At 60.2% G+C, this 22633-nt stretch carries 28 protein-coding genes; 10 read left to right on the top strand and 18 right to left on the bottom strand.

Features of this window, described 5'->3' with window-relative positions:
* Positions 1-37 precede the first annotated feature (37 nt).
* Together GQF02_RS08615 and GQF02_RS08610 are read left to right on the top strand one after the other, a co-directional pair.
* Positions 38-1222: a vWA domain-containing protein gene (locus GQF02_RS08615; RefSeq protein WP_160796394.1), complete on the top strand. Its 1185-nt coding sequence runs from the start codon at positions 38-40 to the stop codon at positions 1220-1222.
* A 27-nt stretch (positions 1223-1249) separates the two neighbouring features.
* Positions 1250-1783: a methylated-DNA--[protein]-cysteine S-methyltransferase gene (locus GQF02_RS08610; RefSeq protein WP_160796392.1), complete on the top strand. Its 534-nt coding sequence runs from the start codon at positions 1250-1252 to the stop codon at positions 1781-1783.
* A gap of 15 nt (positions 1784-1798) precedes the next feature.
* Here GQF02_RS08610 and GQF02_RS08605 read toward each other — a convergent pair whose 3' ends face one another.
* Positions 1799-2266: an AtaL-like protein gene (locus tag GQF02_RS08605; protein ID WP_160796390.1), complete on the bottom strand. Its 468-nt coding sequence runs from the start codon at positions 2264-2266 to the stop codon at positions 1799-1801.
* Positions 2267-2474: 208 nt separating this feature from the next.
* Here GQF02_RS08605 and GQF02_RS08600 point away from each other — a divergent pair, with 208 nt between their 5' ends.
* Genes GQF02_RS08600 through msrB form a run of 4 tightly spaced genes read left to right on the top strand, consistent with a single transcriptional unit; the run spans position 2475 to position 6057 of the window.
* Entirely contained in the window at positions 2475-3338 is an 864-nt protein-coding gene (locus GQF02_RS08600) for a hypothetical protein (RefSeq protein ID WP_160796388.1), read from the top strand.
* 43 nt (positions 3339-3381) lie between these two features.
* Positions 3382-4737: a deoxyguanosinetriphosphate triphosphohydrolase gene (locus GQF02_RS08595; protein WP_235930115.1), complete on the top strand. Its 1356-nt coding sequence runs from the start codon at positions 3382-3384 to the stop codon at positions 4735-4737.
* Positions 4738-4753: 16 nt separating this feature from the next.
* Complete coding sequence (locus tag GQF02_RS08590; RefSeq protein ID WP_160796386.1) at positions 4754-5629, top strand: AEC family transporter; 876 nt, start codon at positions 4754-4756, stop codon at positions 5627-5629.
* A 32-nt stretch (positions 5630-5661) separates the two neighbouring features.
* On the top strand, positions 5662-6057 hold the full coding sequence (msrB, locus tag GQF02_RS08585; RefSeq protein ID WP_160796384.1) for a peptide-methionine (R)-S-oxide reductase MsrB: 396 nt from the start codon (positions 5662-5664) through the stop codon (positions 6055-6057).
* 22 nt (positions 6058-6079) lie between these two features.
* On the opposite strand, the gene mog is transcribed toward msrB, so the two are convergent.
* Genes mog through mobB form a run of 6 tightly spaced genes read right to left on the bottom strand, consistent with a single transcriptional unit; the run spans position 6080 to position 9675 of the window.
* Positions 6080-6658 (bottom strand): molybdopterin adenylyltransferase, encoded by a 579-nt coding sequence (mog, locus tag GQF02_RS08580; RefSeq protein ID WP_160796382.1) that lies wholly within the window; start codon positions 6656-6658, stop codon positions 6080-6082.
* Positions 6655-7854, bottom strand: a complete 1200-nt coding sequence (locus GQF02_RS08575; RefSeq protein WP_160796380.1) for a molybdopterin molybdotransferase MoeA — start codon at positions 7852-7854, stop codon at positions 6655-6657. Before GQF02_RS08575 ends, mog begins: the two co-directional genes overlap by 4 nt.
* Positions 7847-8461: a molybdenum cofactor guanylyltransferase MobA gene (gene mobA, locus GQF02_RS08570; protein ID WP_160796378.1), complete on the bottom strand. Its 615-nt coding sequence runs from the start codon at positions 8459-8461 to the stop codon at positions 7847-7849. Before mobA ends, GQF02_RS08575 begins: the two co-directional genes overlap by 8 nt.
* Complete coding sequence (locus GQF02_RS08565; protein WP_160796376.1) at positions 8458-8925, bottom strand: molybdenum cofactor biosynthesis protein MoaE; 468 nt, start codon at positions 8923-8925, stop codon at positions 8458-8460. The genes mobA and GQF02_RS08565 overlap by 4 nt, the downstream gene beginning before the upstream one ends.
* A gap of 1 nt (position 8926) precedes the next feature.
* Entirely contained in the window at positions 8927-9175 is a 249-nt protein-coding gene (locus GQF02_RS08560) for a MoaD/ThiS family protein (RefSeq protein ID WP_160796374.1), read from the bottom strand.
* Positions 9172-9675: a molybdopterin-guanine dinucleotide biosynthesis protein B gene (gene mobB, locus GQF02_RS08555; protein ID WP_160796372.1), complete on the bottom strand. Its 504-nt coding sequence runs from the start codon at positions 9673-9675 to the stop codon at positions 9172-9174. Before mobB ends, GQF02_RS08560 begins: the two co-directional genes overlap by 4 nt.
* A 62-nt stretch (positions 9676-9737) precedes the next feature.
* Between mobB and moaC the strand changes: the two genes are divergently transcribed.
* A complete protein-coding gene (moaC, locus tag GQF02_RS08550; protein ID WP_160796370.1) occupies positions 9738-10217 on the top strand; it encodes a cyclic pyranopterin monophosphate synthase MoaC in 480 nt (159 codons plus the stop codon).
* A 39-nt stretch (positions 10218-10256) separates the two neighbouring features.
* Positions 10257-10385, top strand: coding sequence for a hypothetical protein (locus GQF02_RS16085; RefSeq protein WP_268891007.1), 129 nt, complete (start codon positions 10257-10259; stop codon positions 10383-10385).
* On the opposite strand, the gene GQF02_RS08545 is transcribed toward GQF02_RS16085, so the two are convergent.
* Positions 10382-11128 (bottom strand): HesA/MoeB/ThiF family protein, encoded by a 747-nt coding sequence (locus GQF02_RS08545; RefSeq protein WP_160796368.1) that lies wholly within the window; start codon positions 11126-11128, stop codon positions 10382-10384. The genes GQF02_RS16085 and GQF02_RS08545 overlap by 4 nt on opposite strands.
* Positions 11129-11221: 93 nt before the next feature.
* On the bottom strand, positions 11222-13201 hold the full coding sequence (locus GQF02_RS08540; RefSeq protein WP_160796366.1) for a methyl-accepting chemotaxis protein: 1980 nt from the start codon (positions 13199-13201) through the stop codon (positions 11222-11224).
* Between the two features lie 115 nt (positions 13202-13316).
* Between GQF02_RS08540 and GQF02_RS08535 the strand changes: the two genes are divergently transcribed.
* On the top strand, positions 13317-14393 hold the full coding sequence (locus GQF02_RS08535) for a tyrosine-type recombinase/integrase (RefSeq protein WP_160796365.1): 1077 nt from the start codon (positions 13317-13319) through the stop codon (positions 14391-14393).
* 15 nt (positions 14394-14408) lie between these two features.
* Here the strand turns inward: GQF02_RS08535 and GQF02_RS08530 are convergent, their stop codons facing one another.
* From GQF02_RS08530 to GQF02_RS08490, 9 genes are all read right to left on the bottom strand, one after another.
* Positions 14409-14765: a hypothetical protein gene (locus tag GQF02_RS08530; RefSeq protein ID WP_124736078.1), complete on the bottom strand. Its 357-nt coding sequence runs from the start codon at positions 14763-14765 to the stop codon at positions 14409-14411.
* Positions 14766-14846: 81 nt separating this feature from the next.
* A complete protein-coding gene (locus tag GQF02_RS08525) occupies positions 14847-15860 on the bottom strand; it encodes an FUSC family protein (RefSeq protein WP_220789391.1) in 1014 nt (337 codons plus the stop codon).
* A gap of 84 nt (positions 15861-15944) precedes the next feature.
* Positions 15945-16439, bottom strand: a complete 495-nt coding sequence (locus GQF02_RS08520) for a phosphatidylglycerophosphatase A family protein (protein WP_160796363.1) — start codon at positions 16437-16439, stop codon at positions 15945-15947.
* Complete coding sequence (gene thiL, locus GQF02_RS08515) at positions 16423-17373, bottom strand: thiamine-phosphate kinase (RefSeq protein WP_160796361.1); 951 nt, start codon at positions 17371-17373, stop codon at positions 16423-16425. The genes GQF02_RS08520 and thiL overlap by 17 nt, the downstream gene beginning before the upstream one ends.
* Before the next feature lie 71 nt (positions 17374-17444).
* Positions 17445-17894 (bottom strand): transcription antitermination factor NusB, encoded by a 450-nt coding sequence (nusB, locus tag GQF02_RS08510; RefSeq protein ID WP_160796359.1) that lies wholly within the window; start codon positions 17892-17894, stop codon positions 17445-17447.
* Between the two features lie 36 nt (positions 17895-17930).
* Complete coding sequence (gene ribH / locus GQF02_RS08505) at positions 17931-18398, bottom strand: 6,7-dimethyl-8-ribityllumazine synthase (RefSeq protein ID WP_124736082.1); 468 nt, start codon at positions 18396-18398, stop codon at positions 17931-17933.
* Between the two features lie 46 nt (positions 18399-18444).
* On the bottom strand, positions 18445-19560 hold the full coding sequence (ribBA, locus tag GQF02_RS08500) for a bifunctional 3,4-dihydroxy-2-butanone-4-phosphate synthase/GTP cyclohydrolase II (protein WP_160796357.1): 1116 nt from the start codon (positions 19558-19560) through the stop codon (positions 18445-18447).
* Positions 19561-19618: 58 nt separating this feature from the next.
* Positions 19619-20284, bottom strand: coding sequence for a Dph6-related ATP pyrophosphatase (locus GQF02_RS08495; RefSeq protein WP_124736084.1), 666 nt, complete (start codon positions 20282-20284; stop codon positions 19619-19621).
* On the bottom strand, positions 20281-20895 hold the full coding sequence (locus GQF02_RS08490) for a riboflavin synthase subunit alpha (RefSeq protein WP_160796355.1): 615 nt from the start codon (positions 20893-20895) through the stop codon (positions 20281-20283). Before GQF02_RS08490 ends, GQF02_RS08495 begins: the two co-directional genes overlap by 4 nt.
* A 126-nt stretch (positions 20896-21021) precedes the next feature.
* Here GQF02_RS08490 and GQF02_RS08485 point away from each other — a divergent pair, with 126 nt between their 5' ends.
* Positions 21022-22632: a peptide chain release factor 3 gene (locus tag GQF02_RS08485; RefSeq protein WP_160796353.1), complete on the top strand. Its 1611-nt coding sequence runs from the start codon at positions 21022-21024 to the stop codon at positions 22630-22632.
* Position 22633: the final 1 nt, after the last annotated feature.

Raw genomic sequence — 22633 nt, 5'->3', positions numbered from 1 at the left:
TCTAAAACAAAACCCGAGCCATCGCCACGCAAATATCATGCTTATTGACTTCTTTTATGCCTTGCGCAATGCAGGTTTACCGGTCTCGCTCAAGGAATGGCTGACCCTGCTGGAAGCGCTCAAGCATCAACTGGCCTTTGCCAGCATCGATGACTTTTACCTGCTCGCCCGCACCATCTTGATCAAGGACGAAAAATATTTCGACCGTTTCGATCAGGTATTTGCCCAGCAAGTACGCGGCATTACGGGGGCGCTGGATGACCCGCAAACCACCATTCCCGAAGACTGGCTGAAAAAGCAGGTGGAAAAATTCCTCAGCGACGAAGAAAAGCGCCAGCTACAGGCACTAGGCTGGGACAAGCTGATGGAAACGCTAAAGGAAAGGCTGGCAGAACAGAAAGAACGCCATCAAGGCGGTAATAAATGGATAGGTACCGGCGGCACCAGCCCGTTTGGCGCTTACGGCTACAATCCTGAGGGGATACGCATAGGTCAGGCCGAGTCGCGCCACCGCCGTGCAGTCAAGGTCTGGGATAAGCGCGAATTCCGCAATCTGGACGACAGTGGCGAGCTGGGTACGCGCAACCTCAAGGTGGCACTGCGCGCCTTGCGCGAATTTGCCCGCAGCGGCGCGGCCGAGGTACTGGATCTGGATGCCACGATTGCCGCCACGGCCAAGAATGCAGGCTATCTCGACCTGAAACTGGTGCCGGAGCTACACAATGCGGTCAAGGTGATCGTTCTTTTTGATATTGGCGGCTCGATGGATGACCATATCCGCCAGTGCGAAGAGCTGTTTTCGGCCGCACGCAGCGAATTCAAGCATCTGGAGATTTTTTACTTCCACAACTGCGTGTATGAGGCTGTCTGGCGCGACAACAACCGTCGCCACAAGGACACCCTATCCACCTTCGATCTGATCCACACTTATGGCGCGGATTACAAGCTGATCTTTGTCGGCGACGCCAGCATGAGCCCCTACGAGATTGTCTACCCCGGCGGCAGTGTCGAACATATGAACGAGGAAGCGGGTGAGGTGTGGCTAAAACGCCTCACCAGCCATTTTCGCCACGCCGTCTGGCTCAACCCGGCGCCGGTTGAACGCTGGACCTATACCCAGTCCATCGGCCTGTTGCAAGAACGCATGGACGGGCGCATGTTTGAACTGACGGTAGACGGGCTGACCCAGGCAATGCAGGCCCTGAAAAAAAGCGCCCACTAAGCCTTCCCACCCATGGAGCACCTGCCGATGAAGCACATTGCCATTGACTATGTCAAAACGCCGCTAGGCGAACTGGTGCTGGGCGCATGGGGTGGGCAGTTGTGCCTGTGCGACTGGCGCTATCGCAAAATGCGCGCCCGAATTGATGCGCGCATTACCCATCAACTAAACGCAGCCATGCACGAGACGCCAACGCCGGTGACCGAGCTTGCGAAGCGGCAACTGGCCGACTACTTCGCCGGCACCCGCACCCATTTCGAACTGCCGCTCTTGATGGTAGGCAGCGATTTTCAGCGCCGGGTCTGGCATGCACTGCTGGAAGTCCCTTACGGCGCCAGGGCAAGCTATCTTGCCCTGGCCACCCGCATGGGCAGGCCTGAAGCCGTCAGGGCGGTCGCCTCGGCCAATGGCGCCAACGCACTGGCGATTATCGTGCCGTGTCATCGCATCATAGGCAGCGATGGTGAGCTGACCGGTTATGCAGGAGGGCTCGAAGCCAAACGCAAACTGCTGGCATTGGAGTCGAGTCACCCCGCTTCCCAATCAGCGCTATTTGATTGATCCGCTCAACGCCGCTCAGGCCAGCTCGCCGGTTTCGGCCATTTTGCGGATCTGGCGCACCAGATCAAGATCGGTTTGCTGATAGGCCGAACGCAGGTAGGAGGCCACATCCACACCATCTACCGGCTCGTCCGGCACCGGGGTATCGTAGACAAAACGCACAAACAAGTCCCCAGGAACAGGCTCTTCGATGCGCATGCTCATGGTGCCGCCGGCATTGTCTGCCAGCGGGTGTGTTCGATAAACAACACTATCCAGCACTGCGATTTCCACCCGCACCTGCACCCGGTACTGGCCATAAGCCCAGGCGCGTTCGCTATAGCCCGCACCGCTCTCCAGCACTACATCCTCATCCATGGACTCGACAAACGTCAGCGGTGCCTCGGCCCGGCGCAACAGCCCTTGCCACAAGGTATCACGCGACAGTTGTAGCGCCATCGGATTATTCGGGTCATTCACCGCGACCAAGTGTTCGAAATACATATTGCTTTTCCAATTTCTGCTAGGCCGCGAGTTTACACGCCTGAGCCGGCAAACGAAATCCGCTACCCGCCACTTAACACCTCAAGCAAAAAAATCATGCCGGGCAGTCTATAAAGACTGATAATGCATTATTCGCTAAATACGCATACTACATGCGGATAACACCGTGCGAAGTCAGTAGGCCACTGCCAATAAGAAGGAGATTTTTTTGGACAAACAGACTTTTTTGTCTCTGCCTGAAGTCGCCCTGTTCAAGGACAGACTGGCCGCCTGGCTGTCTGGCGACCGCTTTATGGAGCATCCTTTCCATTTGCGCGACAAGGCCTTGCCGATCGACTTTCCACGCAATTTCTCGGCATCCACGCTGGAGACCTGCTTCGATCACTACCACTGGGGCGGCCTGGACTACGAAGACAACCGCAAGCAACGCGAGTTGCTGCACCAGCACTTGCAGCAGGCTCTGATCAGCGCCAATACCGATGCCCTGCTTGCCGCACTGGACGCCGCTTTACGCTGGAGTACCGGCGGCAAAGGCATCAAGCTGTATAGCCAGAATCAGGAATGGGCCGAAGCGCACAAGGACACGCTCGTTGAGCATATGCGCGAAGCGTTGCTTACGCTGGAGTCGGACAACCCGGATACGGAAGCCTTTAACGAGCGCCTCAGAATGAATGTCGGCTTTACCAAGGTCTACGCCCTGGCCAGCGACAAACTCATCATGTACGACGGCCGTATCGGTGCTGCGCTGGGCCTGCTCGCCCGTCAGCACTGCATGCGCAAGCGCATGGATCTGCCTGCTGCGCTGTGCTTTCCCTGGGCGCCGGGTGCTTCTTCGCTTAACCGCAACCCCAGCGACGAGCGTTACCATTTCCGCCAGCTGGCCAACCGCGGCGGTTTCCACGCAGAATGGATGGTGCGCGCCAGCTGGCTGGTCGCTGCCGCCATAGAGCAGGCGCAAGCGCCTTGGTGCAAGGAGTCGGATGCCTTGCGCCGCGTAGAAGCGGCGCTCTTTATGCTGGGCTATGAGATCCCGACCGAAGAGAACCACAGCAAGCAGTTCCATTATCTATAGCGCCTAAGGCATACTCGGGGCATTCCCGCCCCGGATAACAATAATGCCCGACAGCCTGGTGATGGACTGGACAACCTTACTCTCTACCCGCCGTTTCAAACTGAAAAACGGCCACATTGAAGCGGCACGCGCCATCGGCGGAGGCGACCCCGCCAGCGGCTTGCGCAGCGATTTTCATATCGATCACGACCGGCTGGTTTTCTCCAGCGCCTTTCGCCGGCTGGGTCGCAAGACCCAGGTCCACCCGTTGGCGGTAAACGATCACACCCATAACCGTCTCACCCACAGCATGGAAGTCGCCAGCGTCGGGCGCAGCCTGGGCAACCAGGTTGGCGCCATGCTGGCCGCAGCCGGGCATTTACCGGGCAGCATCACCCCTTTCGATATCGGTGCGGTGGTGCAAGTCGCCTGCCTCGCCCACGATCTGGGCAACCCGCCTTTTGGCCATACCGGCGAAGACGCTCTGCGCGACTGGTTTCGTAACCCGGACAACACCCATTGGCTTGCGCCCTTGAGTCGTGCCGAACAAAGTGACATCCGCAGCTACGAAGGCAATGCCCACGGCTTGCGTATGGTCAGTTCGCTCGAGCTTTATGTGGGGGAAGGCGGTATGCGCCTGACTTCGGCAGCGCTGGGCGCACTGGTCAAATATCCATGGACTTCCGACACCTACCCCGAACGCGGCAAGTTCAATATCTACCGCAGCGAGCTTGGCTATTTCGAAGCCATTGCCAGCGAGCTGGGGCTGATCCGGCGCGGCAGCAGCGAATGGGTGCGTCACCCGCTGTCCTATTTAATGGAAGCGGCCGACGATATCTGTTACGCCATTCTCGACCTGGAGGATGCAGTCGAAATCGGCATGCTGGATATGGAGGAATTCGAGCGTGCACTGGGTGGACTGGTGGGCATAGAGAAAAGCTGGCCGATTAGCGACCCGCGCCAGCGCTGTTCGGCGCTCAGGGGCTCGGCGGTCGGCAAATGCGTCAATGAAGTGGCAGGACGCTTTATGGCCTTCGAGCACCAACTGCGCCGCGGCGAATTTCCGGCCAAAGACCTGATTTCGGTCTGTTCGCCGGCCGTGCGCGACACGGTACAAGGCGCCAAGGAGCTGGCCAGCCGGCGCATTTACCGCCACCGCACCAAGCTGATGACCGAAATTGCCGCCTATCCGTGCATGGGTGCCTTGCTGGATGTATTGATCCCCCCGGCTTTTGCGCTCAGTACCGGCAAGACCCTGAGCACACGCGAGCATCTGCATCTGGCGCTCATGGACAGAAAGATCGAGGCCAGCGACACGCCTTATCAGGCTTATATGAAAGTCCTCGATTTTATCGGCGCCATGACCGACAACACCGCAGCCACACTGGCGCGCGAAGTCTCGGGCATAGGCATCCATTGATACGCAAGCACCCCTTATGACCGAACGTATTTTTGCCATTATTTTGCCGGTGCTGGTCATCGTGCTGGCCGGCTGGCTCTATGGCCGCTACGCCAAACCCGACATGCGTGCCGTCAACCAGCTGAATATGGACGTATGCGTCCCCTTGCTGGTTTTTAGCGCGCTGTCGGCACGCGGCTTTGATCTGTCAAGCCAGTGGAAGCTGGTGCCGGCTGCCGCCCTGGTGGTGCTTTTTTCCGGCCTGCTGGCCTGGCCGTTTGCCCGCCTGAGCGGCGTCGCGCGGCGTACCTTGCTGCCGGCGGTCATGTTCAACAACTGCGGCAATATGGGCCTGCCTCTGGCGCTGCTGGCCTTTGGCGAGGCCGGCTTCAACGCCTTTGTCGTGCTGTTTATCGTGTCCAATTTGCTGCACTTCACACTGGGCGCTTTTATTTTCAGCAAGCAGACCCGCTTTAGCAGCCTGGCACGCAACCCCATCGTCGTTGCCACCGCACTTGGGCTGGCGGTCAACCTGACCGGCCTGCCGATTCCGCCGCCCTTGCTGACCGGGCTGAAAATGCTGGGTGACGCGACCATTCCGCTGATGCTGTTTGCCCTGGGGGTGCGCATGCTGGGCATACAGCGCATCAGCCTCAAGGCTGGCCTCTCTTGCGCCGTTCTGTGCCCGCTCACCGGCCTTGCCGCTGCCTATCTCGCCATCAACCTGCTGGCGCTGGATGCAGGGCAGGCCATGCTGCTGATACTGTTCGGCGCCCTGCCGCCGGCCGTGCTTAATTTTCTGATGGCCGAACACTACCGCCAGCAGCCCGAACATATGGCGGCCATGGTACTGATGGGCAATCTCGCCAGTGTGGCTTTTGTTCCATTAGGCCTTGCACTGGCCCTATCCTGAGCAGCAGGCAACACATCCGCCAAGGAAACCATATGGACAAGATCATCAAGACCCCGCAAGCATGGCGTGGACAGCTAGACGCAGAAAGCTACCGCGTCACACGCGAAGCCGGCACCGAGCGCCCGTTCAGCGGCGCGCTATATCAGGAAAACCGCCGTGGCCGCTATTACTGCATCTGCTGCGATGCCCTGCTTTTCGAGTCGGCCACCAAGTTTGATGCGCACTGCGGTTGGCCCAGTTTCTGGCAAGAAGCGCTAAGCGGCAGCATCGCCCGCATCGAGGACCACAGCCACGGTATGGTGCGCACCGAAGTACGCTGCCAGCGTTGCGACGCGCATCTGGGCCATGTGTTCCCCGATGGCCCGCCCCCGACGGGCGAGCGCTACTGCATCAACTCGGTCGCCATGCGCTTCGTGCCGGAGGCGTAAGCGCACGGCCGCTCGGGCAGAATTACTTTTTCTTGGGACGGAAAGCCTGCACCACCGCCGGATCGGTATCCATCCACGGCCCGCCCATCAGCTCGATACAATAAGGCACCGAGGCAAAGATGCCGTGCACCACGGTCTGGCCGTCCTTATCTTTCACCCCTTCCAGCGTTTCACATATGGATTTGGGGCGCCCGGGCAGGTTCAGGATCAGGCTGTTGCCGCGAATCACGCCAAGCTGACGCGACAAGATGGCTGTCGGCACATAATAAAGACTGATCTGGCGCATCTGCTCGCCAAAACCCGGCATCACCCGCTGCGCCACCGCCAGCGTGGCCTCGGGCGTCACGTCGCGTGGCGACGGGCCGGTGCCGCCGGTAGTCAGCACCAGCGCACAGTCGCACACATCAACCAGCTCCACCAGTGTGGCCTCGATCAGCGGCTGTTCGTCGGGAATCAGGCGCTCGACAAACTCGACCGGATTCAATAGCGCCGCACTCAGCCAGTCGCGCAGTGCCGGCAGACCCTCGTCCTGATATACGCCGCTGCTGGCGCGATCGCTAATGGAAACCAGGCCGATACGTACAGTGTTCAATGCATTCATACCCAGCCCTTTTTCAATGGGTAAGCCAAAAGCGTGTCCCCCATGACCACGGCGCTGGATGGCGGAATCTCCACCAGCACATCGGCAGCGGCACACGCCGACAACATGGCCGAGCCCTGGCCTTTGACCAGATCGGCGATATAGCCATCACCTTCCTGACGCAAACGGGCGCGCTGGAACTCGCGTCGCGGTTCGATACGGCTCTTGCTAAAGCCGGCACGCACCTTGATGGTGACAGGCATGGGCTGATCGTCACCCGACAGACGGCGCAAGGCCGGTGCCACCAGTTGGTGGAAAGTGACAAAAGTCGCCACCGGATTACCCGGCAGCATAAATACATGGGCGGCACCGGCGTGACCCCAGGCAAAAGGCTTGCCCGGCTTGATCGCCAGCTTCCACGCCGTAATGCTGCCTATCGTTTCCAGCGCCGCACGCACATGGTCTTCTTCCCCCACCGATACCCCGCCCGAACTCAGGATCACATCGCATTGTTCGCTGGCACGCGCCAGTGCTGCGCGGGTGATCGCCGCATCGTCCGGCAAGATGCCGCCATCGATGATCTCGACATCGAAACGCGCCAGCCATGCCAGCAGCTGGTAACGGTTGGCATCAAAGATCTTGCCCGCGGTGAGTTCCTCCCCCGGTTCAATCAGCTCGTTGCCGCTGGAAAAAACGGCGACTTTCAGGCGCGGCAATACTGGCAGGACGGCATGACCCTGACTGGCCAGCAAGGCGATAGCAGCCGGGTCCAGCAAGGTGCCCGCGGTCAAAAGCGTGGCGCCGGCTGCATACTCTTCGCCTTGCAAGCGCATATGCTGGCCGGCCCTGGCTGGCTGATTCAAAAGCAGCGTATCCGCATCTCGCGTCGTGTCTTCCTGCGCCACCACGGCAGTAGTGCCCGCCGGCAAGGGCGCGCCGGTAAAGATGCGGGCGGCTTCGCCGTCTTTTAGCGCCGCTTGCGCACCATCACCGGCCGCGATACGGCTGACGACATGAAAGCGGGTCGCCTTGCCTGTTGCATCACAAATGGCGTAGCCGTCCATCGCACTATTGTCGAACTGCGGCGCATCAAAGCAAGCCACGACATCGCGCGCCAGACGCCGGCCGGCAGCCTGTGCCAAAGCGAGCGACTCACAGCCCTTAGCTGTCGGCAAGCCATCCAGCAAGGTAGCCAAGGCGGCGTGGTAATCAAGCATGTTCTGATCCTGTTTGGGGTGAAAGTGAAAAACGCGCCTCAAGTGCCGCCAGTGCTTGAGCATCGTTGGCATTGGCAAAAGCGGCGGCATCGGCAAAGAGCACAGGGGTCGCGCCGACTCTGGCCAGCCAGTGGCGTATGGCCCGCTGGCCCTCATCAAGACAGGGGGCAAGCTGTGCCAATGCCGCCCGGCGCACCAGCGCCACGGCAGGTTGCGGGCCGTCACAGCTTACGGCATAAGCTGCACCGGCAGCAGGCGCAGCTTGAAGTGCAGCAAGCAAACACCGGCACGTATCCGGCGGCAGCGCCGGCACATCGCATGGCGCAACCAGCACATAATCCACCGCATCGGGAAGTACCGCAGCCACGCTGGCCATACCGGCCAGCGGGCCTTGCCCGGCAAAGCGTGGCAGATCACATACCACCTGCCCCCATTGCGCGTAGGCATCCAGCGAGCGGTTGGCGCTGATATACAGCACATCCACTTGCGAGAGCAGGCAGTGGGCCACATGCATGGCCAGCGGCTTGCCGGCCAGCAAGACCTGTCCCTTGTCCACCCCGCCCATGCGCTGGCCCTGACCGCCGGCCAGCAAAAGACCGGCGATCAAGCCTGTGCCTCCCAGCGCCCGGCGGCAGCATCGTCGGAAGCCTTGGCTTCGACCCAGTGGCTGCTGCCATCGATGAACTCTTCGCGCTTCCAGAACGGGGCGCGGGTTTTCAGGTAGTCCATCAAGAATTCGGCCGCCGCAAAAGCCGCAGCCCGGTGGCCACTGGCCACCAGCACCAGCACAATGCCCTCGCCGACCGCCAGCCGGCCCACACGGTGAATGACACGGCAGGCCGTCAATGGCCAGCGCTGTGCCGCCTCATGGGCAATGCGGGCGATTTCGTCTTCGGTTACGCCCGGATAGTGCTCAAGATGCAGCGCAGCCAGCGGCAACTCGCCATCCTGACCGCGCACCCTGCCCTGAAAGCCGACCAGCGCACCGGCATCCCCCGCTTCGGCCAATAGCCGCTCTTCCTCATAGGCGCTGACAAACGCCGCTTTGCGTACCGTAATATCCAGCCACATATCAGCCTCCGGTCACCGGTGGCAAGATGCCGACCTCGGCGCCATCGGCGATCTCGGCCACCCCGCGCTTGATTTCCCTGTCCACCACCACGCGGAATACCTTGTCCGGCGCCAAGGCCGCCGCCCAGTCGTCTCCGCGCGCACGCAACAGGCTGAGCAAATCCTCGCTAGTGCCGCCGGCCCAGTCCAGGCTTTCCTCATCCCGCCCCAGCGCTTCGCGTAAAAACCCGAAATACAGAATCCTGATCATGCTTGCTTACCTTGTTGTTGCCACCAGGTGGCGATAAACGCAGCCACCTGATCGGCCTGATTGATGTCGAGCACGGTACATGGCGCAATCAGCGCCACATCGCTGACGATGGCGATCACGCGCGGATCTGTCTCGTATAGCGCCGGCTTGCCCAGGGCCGGGCGGTAAACCTCGATCTTGGCCACCTCCGCCCATTTCTGCCCTTCAAGCAAAACCAGATCACACGGCGCAAGCAAAGCCAGCTGCGCATCCAGATTTGGCTGTTCGGGCGTATCGGCAAAAATGGCATAGCCTTGTGCCGTCACCATCATCACTTGCGATGCGCCGGCCTGACGGTGACGGTAGCTATCCTTACCCGGCACATCCAGCTCGATAGCGTGGTGACTGTGTTTGATCACAGATACGCGCAGGCCACGTTCGGCTAATAACGGCAGGATGGCCGTGATCAGCGTCGTCTTGCCGCAACCTGAAAAGCCGGCCACTCCGAGGACAATTGCCATGCGGTTTCCTTCTGATGCCGGTTAGAATACGGCACATTGCCATCCGATAAAAAGCGCCAACCATGTCAGCACTTACCCATTTCGACGCCGCCGGCCAAGCCCATATGGTCGATGTCGGCGCCAAGGACGAAACCCGTCGCGTAGCCGTTGCGACCGGCCATATCACCATGCTGGCAGACACTTTTGCCCAGTTGCAGGCCGGCAATAATAAAAAAGGCGACGTTATCGGCATCGCCCGCATCGCCGCCATTCAGGGCGCCAAACGCTGCGCCGACCTGATCCCGCTGTGCCACCCGATTGCCCTGACCCGCGTGGCCGTCGAATTCAGCCCAGAGGCCGAACTTAACCGCCTGCATATCCGGGTCACGGCCGAAACCGTCGGCCGCACCGGTGTGGAAATGGAAGCATTAAGCGCCGTCAATGCCGGCCTGCTGACGGTTTACGACATGCTCAAGGCCATAGACCGCGGCATGGAAATCGGCGGCGTCCGCCTGCTGGAAAAACAGGGCGGCAAGAGCGGGCACTGGCAAGCGGGTTTCTGATCCATAGTGCCGGCATTGTTTTTGCCGGACACAGGCCTGATGATGAACCTAGGCGCGATCACCGGCATCCGGCTGGTCGCACCGGGCGACAACACGCTGATCCGGCGCCTGTTTATGACCCCGCTGATTATCGAAACCGGACGCTACAGCGACGTGCCATGGCGCTAAATAGCCCCACACACGGCACAATCCGGGTCGCGGCTAAAGCGCATCTCGCGCCAGGCGGCATTTAGCGCGTCATAAGTAATCAGACGCCCGAGCGGCGCATGCCCGACCCCCATCAACAATTTCAACGCCTCTACGGCCTGCTGCGCGCCAATCACCCCTACCAGCGGCGAAAAAACGCCGAAAGTCGCACAAGCACCGTCACTGGCGTTGGTGCCGCCAAACAGGCAGTGATAACACGGACTATTTTCGACGCGCGGATCGACTACCAGCAACTGGCCATCAAAACGCACCGCCGCACCCGACACCAAGGGCGTACGGCTGGCAACTGCGGCGGCATTCACCGCCTGACGCGTCGCATAATTGTCCGAACAATCCAGCACCACATTCACCTGTGCCATCCGCTGCGCCAGCGCCGCACCATCCAGTCGCTGCGGCAAAACTTCTACCGACACCCCCGAGTTGATACGGCGCACGGCATCGGCGGCCGCCTCGGCCTTGAGCCGCCCCAGATCAGCCTCGCCGTATAAGATCTGGCGTTGCAAGTTGGACGTTTCAATCACATCATCGTCAGCCAGCAACAGCTGGCCCACGCCCGAAGCCGCCAGAAACGGAATCGCAGCCGCCCCCAATCCGCCACAGCCCACTACCAATACGCGGGATTCCATTAGCGCTTGCTGGCCGGCCATATCGACTTCTTTTAGCAGCAAATGCCGGCTGTAACGCAGCAGGGCCTGATCATCCATCGGGGGTGCTTTCATAAGCCAAATAAAAACGGCGTATTGTTTCACACCCGGGCGGGCATGAACAATACGCCGGATGGCGGGTAGCCACTACGCTTAGCGCGCGACCTTGAAGCGATCCACCTGAGTTGCCAACTCATCGGCGGCCTGGCTCAGGCGCGCTGCCAATTGCGCCGATTCGGCCACCTGGGTCAGGTTTTCTTCGGCCAGCTCGGCAATGCGGCTGATATTGACCGCCACATCGGTGCTGGCGCTGGACTGCTCGCGTATGGCCAGTGCCGTTTCCGCGCTCTTGTCGGCCGAGGCTGCCGCCTTTTCGCGTATCCCGGCCAAGTCTTCCACGCTGACATCAATCAGCGTCAGCCCTTCGCACATGGTTTGCTGCGCCGATTTCAGCTGCAAGGAAGCCGCCTCGGTACCGCGACCGATCGCACTGACCAGATCCGCAATATTTACTGTTTCAAGCCCGGTGCGCTCGGCCAGTTTTCTGACTTCGTCGGCCACTACGGCAAAACCCCGTCCGGCCTCACCGGCCCGTGCAGCCTCAATGGCCGCATTCAAGGCCAGCAAATTGGTCTGATCCGCAATATCGCGAATGGCCGTGATAATGCCGGTAATCTGTTGCGAGCGGGCAGACAACTCATCCACCATGCGCCCGCCCTCTTCCAGCGAGCTGGCGGTGCCACGTATCGCCTGCGCCGTTTGTGCCATGCGATTGCGCCCGTCTTCGACAGAGGCGGTCATTTCGCGTACTGCCTGCAAATTGAACTCGGTATTTTCACTGACCGAGGTGATACCGACCGACATTTGCTCAATCGCTGCGGCAATCTGTGCCGAAGAAGCGCTTTGCAAATCGGCCGCATGCGCCGCACGCCCGGAAACGTCCGACAAGCCCTGCGCGGCATCCAGCAAGGTATGCGTACTCCCCTTGACGGTTTGCAAGGTCAGCTCAAAAGAGGCCACCAGACTATCGAACGCCTGTGCCATGCGCGCAATGCCATCACTGCCTTGCAGATTTGCCCGCTGGGACAGATCCAGATCACGGCTCATCAAGCTCATCAGCTGTTCCAGCTGCGTCAGCGGCTTATGGATACTGCGATAAACGCGCCAGGCCAAAAGTGATAGCAAGACCGTCAGCACGATGCTGGCCACACCGTTGATCCACAGCATGCGCTGGGACTGGGCCAGCTGCCGCAAAATATGTGCGTCCAGACCCGACAGGATCTGATCCTGTTCCGCCTTGAGCAGGCCGATCTTGGCCGTTGCGGCCGCAAACCATACACCAGGCTCGACGCCCAGGATTTCCCCGGGCGGCACCGCCAGAATGCGCTGGCGCAATGCAGACACTTCGCGACTGGCCGCCGAGTTCTCGACTGCCTCAAGGCGCGTACGTTGCACCGGGTTTGCCAGCAGTTTGAGGCTATGAGCATAGCTTTGCTGGCTCGCCCCCAGAGCTACGACTTTAGCCTGTTCGGCCAGGGTCATGCTTCCGCCAGAGAGCAAGCCATTCACATAACCGCGCTCGCGCCCGGCAGACTCTTTTTCGTTAAGCAAAGACAACAGAGCCATACCGGAATGCACTAATTCGTTGTCACGGCTACCCTCAACCACGCCGGACACCAGAGAGATCAATTGATCAATGTGCTGGCTATAGGCCGCAAAAACCTGCGGCGGCGCCACACTGCGGGCATTGATGGCGACGCGCGCCGGTGCAATACCCTGCAAACTGGCGACGAGGGGCGTTAACTGTGACGTCAGTTCGGTATCATTTAATGCTTCGGCAGCCCCCACAAAACGGGTCAGTGCCTGATCGGATGCGCCGCGCGCCTCCAAAAGCGCAGCGGACGGGGCACCGGATCCGGACAAAAAGCCATTCGTCAAACCGCGCTCTACCTGCAAAGCATGCACTAGCTGGCTGGCCTCGCCCGAAATTACAGTCAACTCATGCGCCACCTCATACTCTTGCAGCATCTGGTAGCGATCGGCAAACAAATAGCCGGTCAAAGCCAGTGCGGCAAATACAGGCGGGAGCAAAAGCAGTAACAACTTGTGCCGGATAGCCAGATGCTGGAGCATGATTAAACCACTACCTATTATGTGATTGATATATTTTATATGAGAAATAGCTTTACTGCATTAGCACCCCACTAACAAGGTAGCCAATGCAATACGCGGGTATACTTTCAACCCCATGCTAAGTCCTCTTGCCCAAGCCCCCGCTCCTGCTTTATTAATTCGCGCCCAAAGCGACGAACATGCCGTACTCGCCTGGCTGTCCGAACACGCCGACCGGCCACATACGCTGTCAGGCTATCGCAAGGAGTCAGAGCGTTTTTTGCTGTGGCTCGGCACCCGCCAACAGAATCTGGCCAGCCTTAAGCGTGAAGATGTTCATGACTACCAGCGCTTTCTGGCACAACCGGGCAACAACTGGGTCGGCCCCAGCCGCCCGCGCAGCCACCCTGAGTGGAAGCCTTTTGCCGGCCCGCTGTCGCCATCCAGCATCCGCCATGCCCTGACCATACTGGCAGCACTGTATCGTTACCTGGGAGACGCAGGCTATCTGTCAGGCAACCCGTTCGCCCTGGTCAAGTCACGCCGCTCCAAGCAAGACAGCTTGCCCTTCGAGCGTTTTCTCGATGCCGGCGCATGGCAGGCCGTGCATCAGGCACTGGCGCAACTACCCGAAGCAACAGCCAAAGAGCGCGCCCATGCAGCGCGCACGCGCTGGCTGATCACCTTGCTTTATCTGACCGGCGCGCGGCGCAGCGAAGTGGCGGGTGCCGTGATGGGGGATATTTTCAGCCGCCGCAGCCGCCATTGGTGGCGCATTCACGGCAAGGGTGGCGTACTGGCGGAAGTGCCGCTCAATAGCGAACTAATGGATGCACTGGCGAGCTACCGCTTAAGCCTTGGCTTGGGCGGATCGATCCACCCGGCTGAAGCAACGCCGCTCGTTTGCCGCTTGAGCACACTCAAGCCACTGGGCGACAAGGCGATTTACCTGATATGCAAGGAAGTATTCCGCCGTGCCGAGGCCTGCTGCCACGACGAAGAATCGCGGCTTAGTCTGCGCAAAGCCAGTTGCCACTGGCTGCGTCACACCTCGGCCAGTCACCAGCTCGACGCCGGCGTAAGCCTGTTGATGGTCAGCCAGAATTTGCGTCACGCCAGCATCCAGACAACGAGGCGTTATCTGCATAGCGAGCATGATGCGCGACATGAGGCTAGCAAGCTGCACGCTTTTAATAGCACCACGGAGGAATAAGGCGGCGACAGGCACTCAGGCCGTGGTTTTTTTCTTTTTGACCGGTGCTGGCGGCGCCAGGAAGGCAGGATCGAAATCGAACAGCATGCCGGTGCGGCCGGTTTGCGAGGCGCAGGCAATTTGCAAGGCACGATTGATCGCCTCTTTCTTGCTCACGCCCCACCATTCGATCATCTTTTCCAGCGACTTTTGCGCATCGCGCGACAACTCGACCGTGACCGACTGCTCTTGCAGACGCTTGCGCCGGAGCTCGCGACTACGCCGCTTGCGCTCGGCAACCGTCATCGCTTTCGCACCCAGCGGTTTTCGGCCGGGTTTTTTCTGCACGCCACCAATGAGATCAAAGGTGTAGTGGTCGCAAGGGTCTTTCATGAATAACGGTGACGGGTCACAAGAGGGGCGCAAGGATACCACAAAGCCCGCCACTCGCCATGGCAACGTAAAACCTTAAACCTAACACCCCCTGCGTGCAGGCCAAAAGCGGCGCAAGGCGCGCATGCAAAACAGGGCCAGCGCCACCCAGGCACACCCCAACAAGGTGTCGACAAAACGCCAGCCCAGCAAACCGGCATCCCCGCCCGACTCAAGTTTGACCACATCGATCACCAGCAACACCAGTGCCGTCACCACCAGGCTGAAAGCCAGATAATTGCGCCTGAGCGCCATAGGATAAGCCGCCGCCAGCAAGGCTATCAGCAAAACCAGCCCGAGCGGCGACCCCACCCAAGTCAGCAGCAACGCCGCCAGCACCACACCAAGCAAGGTGCCTGCCACACGCTGCCAGATCCGTCGCCACGCCTGTGCGTCATCCACATGCATCACAAACAACACAGTCAGGCCGACCCAGCCGGCCTCAACCACCCCCAGCTTCACCGCCGACCAGGTTGCCAGCAAGATGGTCAGCGGCAGGGTCAGACCGTAAAGCGGGCCGTTGCTGTCGCCGGAAATAACGGCATTCATTTCATCCCACGGACTGCTACCCGGCTCGACGCTGGCGACCAGGTACGCCTGCATCAGACTCAAAGCCAAGCCCAGCATGGCACCGGCCACATAAGCCGCACCGATGGGCACAGTCGCCGGGAAGCCCATCTCGGCCAGCACCAGCGCTGAAGCGGCGTATTTTCCCAGCAGACTTAAATAAGCATGATCAGGCCGGGGCAGGCCCGCCAGCCAGCTGATGACAAACAGTCCGGCCAAAGCCAGCGGCCGGTTGCCGGCAATCACAAGGCCCAGCGCGGCCGCCGCAACCACTAGCAGCGTGCCCAGCATAATACTGGGAATACGCGTTGCCATACTGCGCCGCGGGTCCAGCGACAAGGCAAGCATCGCCCCCAGCGAAGCGAAAGCCCCCAATACCGGTTGTTCAAGCACAATGCCGGCCCATACCGGCAAACCCATGCCCAGCATAAACAGCACGCCGCGCACGATATCGGCCCGGATCGGACGCAAGCTGGCAGGCAGTTTCATCAAACAAGATTCCCATAAAAGACTCTCATGTTGTAGCTGCTAAAACTGCCCCCTGCCCCTGCCTGGCTTACGCGAAAGCGCAAATTACAGCAAGAACTGCCATGCCATCGCCTGCACCAGCATGGCAAACAAGGCGGCGATCAAATCATCGGCCATCACGCCGAAGCCGCCATGAATGCGCCGGTCAAACCAGCGTATCGGCCAGGGTTTGACAATATCGAACAGGCGAAACAGCACGAAGGCCAGCAACCAGCCAGCCGGCGTCGCCGGTGCAAAGGCCAGTACCAGCAGCATGGCAACGATTTCGTCCCACACAATGCCGCCATAGTCGCTCACCCCCAAAGCGCGCCCGGTCAGGCCGCAAATCGGGATGCCGACGAGGAACAGGGGCAGGCACAGCCAGGCGATCTGCATGCTACCCAGGCCCAGCGCGAGCAGCAGTGCATATAGCGGCAAGGCAACCAGCGTCCCCCAGGTGCCCGGTGCCTTGGCGGCAAGGCCGGAACCAAAGCCGAAAGCCAGAAAATGTGCCGGATGCGAGCAAACAAAAGCCCAGTCAGGTTTACGCAAAATGGTCATACCCCTTTTTGTCGAGCGGGAACGCGCGCCCGTCCTTGTCCAGCAAGCAAGTGCCGCTGCCTGCCTTAATGCGCCCGATACGGCTAAGCGCTACATCACACTGCGCGGCGATACCAGCCAGCGCCTCACGGGCGCTGGCTGGCGCAGTAAAGCACAATTCGTAATCGTCCCCACCGGCGGCAATCAGCGCCGCATGCTCGCCACGGCGCGCCGCAAGCCAAGGGTGGGTCGGCAGGGCTTCCAGTTCGATTTCGCCCCCCACCCCCGAGGCCGCGAGGATATGCTCCAGATCGCCCATCAAGCCGTCGGAGACATCCAGCGCCGCATGCGCGACCGTGCGTAGCGCCAGACCCAGCCCTACCCGCGGTTCGGGCCGCTCCAGACGCAGCAGGCACTCATCTAGGACATCCTGAGGTACATCTTTTACCCGTCCCAGCCGGCAAGCCAGCGCCAGCGCGGCCTCACCCAGCCGGCCACTCACCCAGATATCGTCACCCGGTTGCGCGCCCGAGCGGCGCAGTGCCATACCCTGTGGCGCCTCGCCCATGATAGTCACCGACAAGGTCAAAGGGCCGCAGGTGGTGTCTCCACCGACCAGCTCAACACCGAAACGCGCCGCCAGATCAAAGAAACCGCGGGCAAAGCCGGCCGCCCACGCCTCATCGACTTGCGGCAAGGCCAGCGCCAGCAATGCCCAGCGCGGTGCGGCACCCATGGCCGCCATATCGGACAGATTCACCGCCAGTGCCTTGTGCCCCAGACTTACCGGATCAACATCGGCAAAGAAGTGCCGCCCCTGCACCAGCATATCGACCGAAACATGCAAAGCACAACCGGGCGCCACCTGGATAATGGCGGCATCGTCGCCCACGCCCAGCACAGCCTGAGGTGTTGCACGGGTAAAATGGCGGCGTATCAATTCGAATTCGTTCATATGTCCCTTCGGCAACTGGCAGACGCAAAAACACCCGCCGCAGCGGGTGTCAGTCAGGCAGGCCTGATTGCTTAGTCGGCGCGGCGGCGCGACTTCTGGCTGGCGACCTCGTCGGCGCGCACTTCGGCGGCCAGATTGTCCAGTACACCATTGACAAACTTGTGGCCATCGGTACCACCAAAGGTCTTGGTGATTTCGATTGCTTCGTTAATGATCACAGGATAAGGCGTTTCCGGATGCTGGGTCAGCTCCAGCGCGGCCATCAGCAGCACAGAGCGCTCGACCGGGCTCACTTCTTCGGCACTGCGCTCGTGAAAGCGGTCGACCAGAATACCCAGTTCCTTGGCGTCTTTGACCACACCGTACAACAAGGTGCGGAACAGCGCTTCGTCAGCCTTGACGAAGTAATCATTCTCGCGCAAATGCTTTTCAATCAGGGAAGCCGGGCTTTCCTGATTCAGATGCCACTCGTAAATGCCCTGAACGGCAAATTCGCGGGCGCGGCGGCGGGCGGTTTTCATCGGTTATTCCTTGTAAAGAACGGGCACGGCAGGTATTCAGCCGCGCAAGGCTTTTTGTAGATTGGCCATTTCCACGGCCACGCGAGCAGCATCGCGGCCTTTTTCTATCATGCGCACTTCAGCCTGCTCGTCGGTTTCGGTCGTAAGAACGGCATTGGCAACAGGCACGCCGGCATCAAGGCCAACACGTGTCACGGCGGCTCCGGACTCGTTGGACACGAGTTCGAAATGGTAGGTTTCCCCGCGTATCACCGCACCCAGCGCAATCAGCGCGTCAAAGCGGCCGCTTTTTGCCATGGTTTGCAGTACCAGCGGAATCTCCAGCGCGCCGGGCACACTGGTATACAGCACATCGCCAGGCGCAACGCCCAGCAAGCCCAGTTCGGACAGGCACGCGTCGCGCAGGCCATGACAGACATCCGGATTAAAGCGGCTCATCACGACGCCTATCTTCAGTCCCTTGCCCTCAAGATTAGGTTCGATGCGAGTGATGGTGTCCAGCATGGCAGATCTCCGTAATGGGTGGGCTTTGCGCGGGAAGGGCGCGATTTTAACCGATTTCTACGGTCAGGTGTTTAGGTTGACGGAATCCGGTCACTTCCAGATCGAAACCGACCATTGATGGCAGATTAACCGGGGACGCCAGCAGGCACATTTTGCCCACGCCGACCGCCTTGAGCATTTGCGCGCCGATGCCGAAGGTCTTGCTGTCCCAGTTGGCACGCGGCGTTTTTTCACCGGCTACCGGCAAGGCACGCGCCAGCAGTTCACTGCCGTCTTCATTGCGGTGCAAGAGTATCATCACGCCCCGCCCTTCTTCTTCCATCATTTCCAGCGCAAACGGCACCGTCCAGCTGTGCGGACTGGTCAGCGGATCGAGAATATCCATCACCGAGAAAGGCTCGTGCACGCGCACCAGCGTTTCTTCATCACTGCGAATGTCGCCCTTGACCAGCGCCAGATGGGTGTCGCCATTGCTGATGTCGCGGAACACATGCATGGCAAACTCGCCAAACGGCGTAACGATCTCGCGCTCGCCCACGCGCTCGACCAGGCTCTCGGTGCGGCTACGGTAGCTGATCAGATCGGCAATAGTGCCCACTTTAAGGCCATGCTCGGCGGCAAAAGCCAACAGTTCCGGCATGCGCGCCATGGTGCCGTCGTCGTTCATGATCTCGCAGATCACCGAGGCGGGCTCAAGGCCGGCCAGTGCAGACAGGTCGCAACCGGCTTCGGTATGACCGGCACGCGCCAGCACGCCCCCATTCACGGCCTTAAGCGGGAAGATATGGCCGGGCTGCACCAGATCGGACGGCGCCGCGCCACGCGCCACGGCTGCCTGCACCGTGCGAGCACGATCCGCGGCCGAGATGCCGGTGGTCACGCCGCGCGCCGCTTCGATGGACACCGTAAAATTGGTACCCAAAGGTGCGCCATTTTTGCTGACCATCAGCGGCAGTTCGAGTTGCTGGCAGCGTGCTTCGCTCAGAGTCAGGCAGATCAGGCCACGGCCGAACTTGGCCATGAAATTGATGGCTTCCGGTGTGACGTGCTCGGCCGCCATCACCAGATCGCCCTCGTTCTCGCGATCTTCGGCATCGGCCAATACCACCATTTTGCCGGCCTTGATGTCGGCGATAATGTCCTGAATGGGGGAAATAAGCATTTTCTTCTACCCTTGCAGACGGCCCGCACCACGCGCACCGCGTTTCGATTATTTGTTATTAGATGCTATCGGAAAGCTCAAATTCAAGCATTGAATATTTATCATGTTGATGTCGCGCTTTTTCCCGCAAAGGCAAGGCCTGGGCAAATAGCGGCCCCGCGGTGACCAGCGTATGGAACTCCCCGCCCTCGCCGCACGGATCGATACCCTCGGACTGCATGCGCGCAATCAGCGCATGATCCAGCACTTGGCCCAGATAGTCGGCGGCCATCAAGTCGTTACGTATCACCACAATGGTCGCGACAAAGCCGGCATCGACAAATTCGCGCACCAGATCCAGCCTCTGCTCCTGCCATAGCGGCAACACCGCCTGCAAGCCGGCGGCGGCGCAGACCTTTTCCTCCCAGTCGCGATGCGGCTGCAAGTCGATATCCCCAAACACCGCCATCTCGGCGCCTTGTGCTTTCAAGGCTTGCAACTGTGCGACAAACACGGCCTCGTACTCCCCCCAGGTCGCACTACCGGTCACCAGTGGAATCGCCAGCGCCTCGACCTGGGCCTGCAGGACTTCGGGGCTGATGCCGTGAGAGCGGCTGCGCGCACCCGTTTCGTCAAGCATCGAAAGCAGGGCCAGCGGACGGGCACCGCTTTGCAACGTACGCCAAAGGGCGAGGCAGGAGTCTTTGCCGCCACTCCACGACATCACGAATAGCGGTGCAGTCATCCAAGACTCCGGCTGGCAAGCACCCGCTCGACCGTGTCGACAATAGCCTGCGTCTGCGGATCGACTTCGATATTGACCCGGTCGCCCACCTTGCGCTGGCCGATGATAGTACGGCTCAGCGTTTCCGGAATCAGATGCACGGCAAATTCGTTCCCCTGGACTTCCCCCACGGTCAGACTGATGCCGTCGATGCCGATATAGCCTTTGGTAAATACATATTTGAGCGCCGCCTCCGGCAGGCTAAAGCGCAAGGTCCGGTTATTCGGTGTTTCCTCGACCGCCACCACTTCGGCGCAGCACAGGATGTGGCCGCTCATGGCGTGACCGCCGATATCGTCACCAAAGCGTGCAGCACGCTCAACATTGACCGACTCACCCAGCGTCAAAGCCCCCAGATTGGTCAGACGCAGCGTCTCCTGCATCAGGTCGAACGAGACCCGATCGCCCTCCACCCGGGTCACGGTCAGGCAGCAGCCGTTGTGCGCAACCGAGGCCCCCAGCGCCAAACCCGGCAGCATCGCCTGCGGCAAGCGCACGGTATGCGTACGAAAACCAGTCTTTTCTTCCAGTGCGACCAGTTCGGCCGTGCCCTGCACTATCCCTGTAAACATCCGCCAGCTCCGTCATCTTGAATCCAGTGCCGTCATTGTACCCGCAACATGCATAAAAGGCGCAGCGGTCAGCCGGCACGAAAACCGGTACAATGCCGCCTTTACCGCATACACCAAGCAACAGACATGTCCGCAGAACTGACACGCATTGCCGCAGAAGTCGCCCGCCGCCGCACTTTTGCCATTATCTCCCACCCCGACGCGGGTAAGACCACGCTGACCGAAAAGCTGCTGCTGTTTTCGGGCGCCATTCAGATGGCGGGCACCGTCAAGGGCAAAAAAGGCGGCAAATTCGCCACTTCCGACTGGATGGATATCGAGAAGCAGCGCGGCATCTCGGTCGCATCCAGCGTGATGCAGTTCGACTACCGCGACCATACCGTCAACCTGCTGGATACCCCGGGCCACCAGGACTTCTCCGAAGACACCTATCGCGTACTGACGGCAGTCGACTCCGCCTTGATGGTGATCGACGCCGCCAAGGGCGTGGAAGAGCAGACCATCAAGCTGTTGAATGTCTGCCGCCTGCGCAACACGCCCATCGTCACTTTCATGAACAAGTGCGACCGTGAAGTGCGCGACTCGCTCGAGTTGCTGGATGAAGTGGAAGACGTGCTCAAGATACGCTGCGCACCGGTCACCTGGCCGATCGGCATGGGCAAGAGCTTCCGCGGCGTCTATTCGCTGCTGACCGATGAAGTCATTCTGTTCGAAGCCGGCGCCGAAAAACTGGTGTCCGATATCGAAGTGATCAAGGGCATGGACAATCCGCGTCTGGACGCGCTGTTCCCGATGGAAATGGAACAGCTGCGCATGGAGATCGAACTGGTCAAGGGCGCCTCCAACGAGTGGAATCTGGACGAGTTCCTCGCCGGCGAGCTGACTCCGGTGTTTTTCGGCTCGGCCATCAACAATTTCGGTGTGCGCGAGATTCTGGACGCGCTGATCAACTGGGCACCGGCGCCACAGGAACGCGATGCGACCGTGCGCAGCGTAAACCCGAGCGAAGGCAAGTTCTCCGGCTTTGTGTTCAAGATCCAGGCCAATATGGACCCCAAGCACCGCGACCGCATCGCCTTTATGCGCGTGTGCTCCGGCCAGTTCGAGCGTGGCATGAAGATGAAGCATCTGCGTCTGGGGCGTGATATCGCTGCCTCCAGCGTGGTGACCTTTATGTCGCACGACCGCGAAATCGTGGAAGAAGCCTTCGCAGGCGACATTATCGGCATTCCCAACCACGGCAATATCCAGATCGGCGACTCTTTCTCCGAAGGCGAGGCGCTGGCGTTTACCGGCATCCCGTTCTTCGCGCCGGAAATGTTCCGCTCGGTACGCATCCGCAACCCGCTGAAGCTCAAGCAGTTGGCCAAGGGCTTGCAGCAGCTGGGTGAAGAAGGCGCCGTGCAGGTGTTCAAGCCGCATAGCGGCGGCGACCTGATTCTGGGTGCAGTCGGCGTGCTGCAGTTCGAAGTCGTCGCCTCGCGCCTGGCGGCCGAATACGGCGTGGATGCCATTTTTGAATCGGCCAGTATCTGGTCGGCACGCTGGTTCACCTGTGATGACCGCAAAAAGCTGGATGACTTCATCAAGGCACTGCAAGGCAATATCGCCACCGATGCCGGCAACAATCTGGCCTATCTCGCGCCCAACCGCGTCAACCTGCAGCTGACACAGGAGCGCTGGCCGGATATCGTCTTCCACGAAACGCGCGAACACGCGGTCAAGCTGGGCGAGTAGG

Source organism: Craterilacuibacter sinensis (assembly GCF_009831765.1).
In the GTDB taxonomy this organism is placed as follows: Bacteria; Pseudomonadota; Gammaproteobacteria; order Burkholderiales; family Chromobacteriaceae; genus Craterilacuibacter; species Craterilacuibacter sinensis.
The sequence above is the reverse complement of the archived record's forward strand: the minus strand, read 5'-3'. Positions and strand labels throughout refer to the sequence as shown.